Origin of the sequence: Paenibacillus cisolokensis, assembly GCF_050481165.1 — a bacterium.
Taxonomy (GTDB): Bacteria; Bacillota; Bacilli; order Paenibacillales; family Paenibacillaceae; genus Paenibacillus_AH; species Paenibacillus_AH cisolokensis.
Genome location: NZ_JBCNFP010000060.1, coordinates 47162 through 53897, shown reverse-complemented (window position 1 = coordinate 53897; position 6736 = coordinate 47162). Strand labels below are relative to the sequence as shown.

General features: G+C 60.6%; 7 protein-coding genes and 1 pseudogene. All 8 read left to right on the top strand.

What is annotated here, in order from left to right:
- Positions 1–68: 68 nt before the first annotated feature.
- The 8 genes and pseudogenes from ABEV74_RS10785 (at position 69) to ABEV74_RS10750 (ending at position 6731) form a co-directional block, all read left to right on the top strand.
- Positions 69–287, top strand: a complete 219-nt coding sequence (locus ABEV74_RS10785; RefSeq protein WP_430145928.1) for a hypothetical protein — start codon at positions 69–71, stop codon at positions 285–287.
- 520 nt (positions 288–807) lie between these two features.
- Positions 808–1308, top strand: coding sequence for a phosphatidylglycerophosphatase A family protein (locus tag ABEV74_RS10780; RefSeq protein ID WP_062491746.1), 501 nt, complete (start codon positions 808–810; stop codon positions 1306–1308).
- A 226-nt stretch (positions 1309–1534) separates the two neighbouring features.
- Positions 1535–1723: a hypothetical protein gene (locus tag ABEV74_RS10775; RefSeq protein ID WP_062491748.1), complete on the top strand. Its 189-nt coding sequence runs from the start codon at positions 1535–1537 to the stop codon at positions 1721–1723.
- 42 nt (positions 1724–1765) lie between these two features.
- Entirely contained in the window at positions 1766–2632 is an 867-nt protein-coding gene (gene accD / locus ABEV74_RS10770) for an acetyl-CoA carboxylase, carboxyltransferase subunit beta (RefSeq protein WP_062491750.1), read from the top strand.
- Positions 2622–3572: pseudogene (gene accA, locus ABEV74_RS10765) on the top strand (acetyl-CoA carboxylase carboxyl transferase subunit alpha); the annotation flags it as partial. The gene accD and the pseudogene accA, both read left to right, overlap by 11 nt.
- 316 nt (positions 3573–3888) lie before the next feature.
- Complete coding sequence (gene pyk / locus ABEV74_RS10760) at positions 3889–5643, top strand: pyruvate kinase (RefSeq protein ID WP_062491752.1); 1755 nt, start codon at positions 3889–3891, stop codon at positions 5641–5643.
- A gap of 162 nt (positions 5644–5805) precedes the next feature.
- Positions 5806–6309 carry an acyl-CoA thioesterase gene (locus tag ABEV74_RS10755; protein ID WP_430145925.1) on the top strand — a complete coding sequence of 168 codons (504 nt, stop codon included), beginning with the start codon at positions 5806–5808 and terminating at the stop codon, positions 6307–6309.
- Entirely contained in the window at positions 6309–6731 is a 423-nt protein-coding gene (locus ABEV74_RS10750) for an FxsA family protein (protein ID WP_213530423.1), read from the top strand. Before ABEV74_RS10755 ends, ABEV74_RS10750 begins: the two co-directional genes overlap by 1 nt.
- Positions 6732–6736: the final 5 nt, after the last annotated feature.

Below are 6736 nucleotides of genomic sequence, written 5' to 3'. Positions count from 1 at the left end.
GCGGCGCCGGGGCGGGGGGCCCGGCGCCGCGCCCCGCGCGTACACCCGCTGCGCCGAGAAGGCAGCGGGTGTACATCAAGATCGCCGCGCCGCGCGAAAATCCCGAGACGCTGGCGCGGCTCAAGTCGCTGCTGGCCGGTCATGCCGGCCCGCTCGACACGGTGCTGTTCTATGAGCGCGAACAGCGCACGCTGGCGCTCAGCGACAGCTACCGCGTCCGGCCGTCGCCCGAGTTGTTTCGCGCGATCGAGGCGCTGCTCGGCGAAGGCGCGGTCGTCGTGCGCTGACGCCGCCGGCTGGACCGTGACGGCGCATCCGTCGCCGGTACCGTCGGCAGCACAGTGATGGCGCGGCCAGCGCCTGTGCCGGGCCGCGCAGTGGCCCGTCGTGCCAGCACGGTGCAACGGCAGCGCAGTGACAGTGCGGCCAGCACGGTGCCAGCGGCAGCGCCTGTACCGGGCTGCACAGTTCCCCTGCGCTGCCAGCGCCGGCGCCGACGGCAACGCCGTAACGGCGCATCCGTCGTCCGTACCGGGCCCGCGCAATGCCCAGGCGCGTCGGCGCCGCCTGCCGCTCTCCCGACAATGCCGCCCGGGCGCGTTTCTCCGCACGGTAAGACGCGCCCGGGCGGCATCCGTTTTATCCCGCCAAATCTTGCCGCAGCGCCCAAGCTCCGCCTTTTGCGCGTTCCCGATGAAATTTGTTTCCGGCCGGCCACTTTGTTGGCACAGATTCCGATATTCGTGCATACATTTAGGAGACACGGGACAAATCTGGCAAGCGGTTGCCGCCATCTGATACGGAGGGATGCGCTTGATATCCGGTATTGAAAATTGGCTGAAAGAACGGGGAGTCGGACTCGACGATGTGGCGGAAATCGTGTACTCGCTGCAACGGCCGTACAACGCCGACTTATCGATAGACGAATGCAGGGAAAGCGTCGTTGCGGTGCTGTCCAAACGCGAGGTGCAATATGTGCTGTTTACGGGGATCGCGCTGGACGAACTGGCCGAAAAGCGGCTGCTGCCGGAGCCGCTGCAATCGATTATGGAAGCGGACGAGTCGCTCTATGGCGTCGACGAAACGCTGGCGCTCGGCATTACGAACGTATACGGGATGATCGGGTTGACAAGCTTCGGCTATCTGGACAAAGTCAAGCCGGGCATCATTCGGCAGCTCAACGGAAAGGGCGGGCAAATACACGTCTTTCTGGACGATCTTGTAGCCGGGCTGGCGGCCGCCGCATCGGCAAGGATCGCTCACCAGGATCCGAAAGCGCAAAAATACGACATACCCGGTTCGCCGTAAATCATTTTTGCCTGGAGCGGAAAGAAAGCGAGGCGCTGCAATCCGGTCGTCGGCAGGTCCGCTTCCGTCCTTCATCCGGCGTCTCGCGGCAGCATTCCGGAACCGTACCCGCCCTTCCCGGGACCGTTCGGAGCCGCTGCCTTCTGTTGCGGCGAAAAGAGGTCTTGTGCTATCATTATGTCAGCATATGGCCTGATACCGACGGTTTTGTAGGAGGGTGCCTTTCATGTGGACGGTCATTTATATTGCGCCAACGGCAAAAATCGCGGAAAGTATTCGAAGCAGGCTTACGGAAGAAGGATTTCTGGTTCAGGTGCGTCCGATCAATCTCTCCAAGCAGCAATTTGAAATCCTGGTTCCCTCCGGCGAACTGGACGAAGTGCAAGAAGTGCTAAACTCCATTCTCCATTCCTGACGGCCTGATCCATCACTTTCTCGCCCTTGAGAGGTGTCGCTAGTGTTAAAGGACTTGTTTCAGAAACGGAAATACGCCACGATCCCTTCGGAGCGCCCCAAACGGGACATTCCGGAAGGATTGATGAATAAGTGCCCGAAATGCGGCACCATCCAATACAGCAAAGAACTGGAAAAAAACTTGAAAGTATGCTCTTCCTGCGGGTACCATTTCCGGCTTAATGCCTGGGAACGAATCGCCATGACGCTGGACGGGGGCGAGCTTCAGGAATTCGACGCCGGCATGGAATCGGTAGATCCGCTCGGCTTTCCGGGCTATGCCGCCAAGCTGGAGCAGCAGAAGCAGAAGTCGGGCTTGCGCGATGCGGTCGTGACCGGCCAGGGGGCGATCGGCGGTTTTCCGGTCGTCGTCGCCGTCATGAGCTTCGACTTTTTTACCGGCAGCATGGGCTCGGTCGTCGGGGAGAAAATTACCCGGGCGATCGAATACGCGCATAACGCCAAACTTCCGCTCGTCATCTTCTCCACCTCCGGGGGGGCCCGGATGCAGGAGAGCATTCTGAGTCTGATGCAAATGGCGAAAACGAGCGCTGCGCTCGCCAGGTTCCAAGGGGACGGCGGGCTTTACATTTCTGTGATGACGGATCCGACGACGGGAGGCGTAACCGCCAGCTTCGCGAGTCTCGGCGACTACAATTTGGCCGAGCCCGGCGCGCTGGTCGGCTTTGCCGGGCGCATCGTGATCGAACAAACGATTCGTCAGAAATTGCCGGACAACTTCCAGACGGCCGAATTTAACCTGCAGCATGGACAGCTTGACAAAGTCGTTCACCGCAAAGACATGAGAACGATGCTGATCAAGCTTCTCGACATGCATACCGTAAGGGGGGACGTGTCCAATGGCGGGTGAACTTCCATTCGAGAAGCCGCTGAGCGACTTGCGCCAGAAGATCGCCGAGCTGAAACGGTTCGGCGAGGAGAAGGGAATCGACTTCACGGAAGAGATCGAGCGTTTGGAGCAGCGGTGCAAGCAGCTGGAAGACGAGCTGTACAGCGAGTTGTCCCCGGCGCAAAAAATGCATATGGCCCGCCATCATCAACGGCCGACGACGCTTGACTACATTCAGACGATATTTACGGATTTCATCGAATTGCACGGCGACCGTCTGTTCGCCGACGATCTGGCGATCGTGGGCGGGCTGGCCAAGCTTGACGGCGTGCCGGTAACCGTTATCGGCCATCAGCGGGGCAAGGATACGCGCGACAACATCGCGCGCTTCTTCGGCAGCCCCCATCCGGAAGGATTCCGCAAGGCGCTGCGCCTGATGCAGCAGGCGGACAAATTCAACCGGCCGATCATCACCTTCATCGATACGAAGGGCGCATATCCGGGGGATACGGCGGAGGAACGGGGACAGTCCGAAGCGATCGCCCGCAATTTGCGGGAGATGGCTACTTTTGGCGTGCCGATCGTATGCGTTGTCATCGGGGAGGGCGGCAGCGGCGGCGCGCTGGCGCTGGGCGTCGGCAATCGCGTCGTGATGCTGGAGAACGCGATCTATTCCGTTATTTCGCCGAACGGCGCCGCGTCGATTCTTTGGAAGGACGCCTCAAGAGCCGATCAGGCCGCGGAAGCGATGAAGATTACGGCCAAAGATTTGAAAGAACTCGGCGTCATCGAAGAGATCGTACCCGAGCCCAAAGGCGGCGCTCACCGCGATCTGGCGCTTCAGGCCGAGTATATCAAAGCTTCGATCGTCCGCCATCTGGCCGAGCTGTCGGCGATGTCGCGGGAGGAGCTGATCGCGGACCGCTACAACAAGTTTCGCCGCATCGGCCGATTCCGCGAAGAGCCGGTTCAAAGCGACAGCGCTGCCGGGGAAGAGCGGACTTACGATCGGCCGCAGGCATCAGGAGCGCATCCGGCCGAAGAATCCGGCATATCCGGCAAGGCGGAAGCGGCCGCGGCGGAACCCGGACTGCGGATGGACGAGCGGCCCGACGCCGACGTGCCGGAGAGCGCGGAAGGCGCCGCCGATTCGCTTTCCGAATCGGCGAGGACATGACGGCCGCCGGTTCCGCTCCTGTACAAGCTGCGCGGAATCGTGTATCGTTAACAGATAGATAGAAATTGCAAGCAAGCAGCAAACGGAGGAAACGATAACTATGCGCAAAACGAAGATTGTATGTACCATCGGCCCGTCCAGCGAGTCGCTCGAAAACACCCGGAAACTGATTGAAGCGGGGATGAACGTCGCCCGCCTTAATTTTTCCCACGGCGATTTCGAAGAGCACGGCAACCGGATTCGGAACATCCGCCAGGCGGCGGCCGAGCTCGGGAAAACGGTTGCGATTCTGCTCGATACGAAAGGGCCGGAGATCCGGCTCGGCAAGCTGAAAGAAGAGCCGATCGAGCTCGTGCAGGACGAATATATCGTGCTGACGACGGAAGAAATTTTGGGCGACAAAAACCGCATTCCGATTACGTACGCCAACTTGCCGAACGATGTGTCCATCGGTTCGACGATTTTGATCGACGACGGCCTGATCGGCCTTACGGTCGAGGACATACAGGGAACGGAGATCAAATGCCGCATCAGGAACGGAGGACAGATCAAGAGCAAGAAAGGCGTCAATGTGCCGGGCGTACATATTTCGCTGCCGGGAATTACCGAGAAGGACGCAAGCGACATCGTGTTCGGGATCGAACAGGGCATCGACTTCATTGCCGCATCGTTTGTCCGCAAAGCAAGCGACGTGCTGGAAATCCGTGAACTGCTGGAACGGCATAACGCCGGGCATATTCAAATCATTTCCAAGATCGAAAATCAGCAGGGCGTTGACAATCTCGATGAAATACTCGAGGTGTCCGACGGCCTGATGGTCGCGCGCGGCGACCTTGGCGTCGAAATTCCGGCCGAAGAAGTGCCGCTCGTGCAGAAGCTGATGATCGAAAAATGCAACCGAGCCGGCAAGCCGGTCATTACGGCGACCCAAATGCTCGATTCGATGCAGCGCAACCCGCGGCCGACCCGCGCCGAAGCAAGCGACGTGGCCAACGCGATTTTCGACGGCACCGACGCGATCATGCTGTCGGGCGAAACCGCGGCCGGCAAATATCCGGTCGAATCGGTGCTGACGATGTCCCGGATTGCCGAGCGCGCCGAAGCGGCGCTGGAATACCGTGAAATCTTTACGAAACAGGCCATCGCCCAGCAAACTTCCGTAACGGAATCGATCAGCCAGGCTGTCGCGAATTCGGCGCTCGATCTGAACGCGAAGGCGATCATTACGTCGACGGAGAGCGGATTTACGGCGCGCATGGTCTCGAAATACCGGCCGAAGGCGCCGGTCATCGCCGTGACGCCGAATGATTATGTGATGCGCCGTCTGGCACTCATTTGGGGCGTTATCCCGGTTAAGGGCAAAAACGCCGGAACGACCGACGAAATGTTCGAAATTGCCGTTAAGGGCGCCATGGAAACCGGACTGCTCAGTCTTGGCGATACCGTCGTTATTACGGCGGGCGTACCGGTCGGCCGCTCGGGAACGACGAATTTGATCAAAATCCATCATATCGGCGAGCTGGTGGCCAAAGGTCAGGGCATCGGCAGCCAGACGGCGACGGGCAAAGTCGTCGTGGCGCGCACTCCGCAGGAGGCGGTCGCCAAGACGACGGAAGGCTCGATACTTGTGACCGTATCGACGGACAAGGAGATGATGGCCGCTTTCGAGAAGGCGGCGGCGGTCATTACGGAACAGGGCGGCATTACGAGCCATGCGGCTGTCGTTGGCCTGAACCTCGGCATACCTGTCGTACTCGGCATCGAGAACGCGCTCGAGCTGTTCCATGACGGCATGGAAGTGACCGTATACGCTGAAACGGGCGTGATATATACCGGTCAGTCCAAAGTAATGTAACCTTTACGCGACTCCGAAGGGACAAGCTGAGGAGAATAGCGTGCGGACCGCGCTTCAAGGTCCGCGTTGGAGCGATGGCGCGCCGGCGCCGTCGCTCTTCCTCTGTCGGATTGATCTTTGCTGGCTGGCGGCCAGACCGGAAAGGAGCGGATAACGCGCGTCATGTCGACACCATCATTGTTCAACTGGCATCTCCATTCGATCCGGGTGCGCTATCAGGAAACGGATCGGATGGGCGTCGTATTCCATGCGAATTACGCGACATGGTTCGAAATCGGCCGGACGGAGCTGATCCGCGCCGCCGGATTGACGTATGCGGCGATCGAAGAGCGCGGTCTGCTGCTGCCGGTGGTCGAGCTGCGCTGCCGATACATCCAACCGGCCCGATACGACGATACCGTCGTCATCTGCACCCGCGTCGCCGAAAGCTCGAGCGTGCGGATCGCGTTCGATTCCCAGGTTCGCCGCATCGCGGAACAGGAAGCGATGCGGCTGCCTTCTTTCGTTGCCAGCGATGCCGATCTACCGGGCGAACTGCTTGCGGAGGGGGGCACCCGCCACGTCTGGGTCAACTCGCAGTGGCGTCCTGTCCGGCCGGACAAGCTGCTGCCGGACCTGTCGCGGCTGCTTGCGCCGGAACGCGCGAATCGCGAGGAGGAAGCGTGATGGCCAAACGGAGATACGGCGCGCGTGGAAACGCGAAATGGCTGCTGGCCGCTCTGGTGCTCGTTCCGGTTATCGAGCTGTGGGGCATATTGCAGATGAGCGACTGGATCGGAGGCTGGACGACGTTCGGCGTCATCCTGCTCACCGGCGTGCTGGGCGCCTGGCTTGCGCAGGCGGAAGGACGCAAAGTGTGGCGGGAGGCGCAGCTTCAGATGCAGCAAGGCATCATTCCCGGCCGGGCGATGCTGGACGGCCTGTGCGTGGCGCTCGGGGGCTTGCTGCTTATGCTGCCGGGCTTTCTGAGCGATCTGCTCGGCATCGCGCTGCTCTTCCCGGCGACCCGTCCGCTGTTTCGCAACGCGATGCTGCGCTGGCTGGAGAAGCGGATGCGGGACGGCTCGGTCACGCTTCGCCGCTGGTAGCGGCG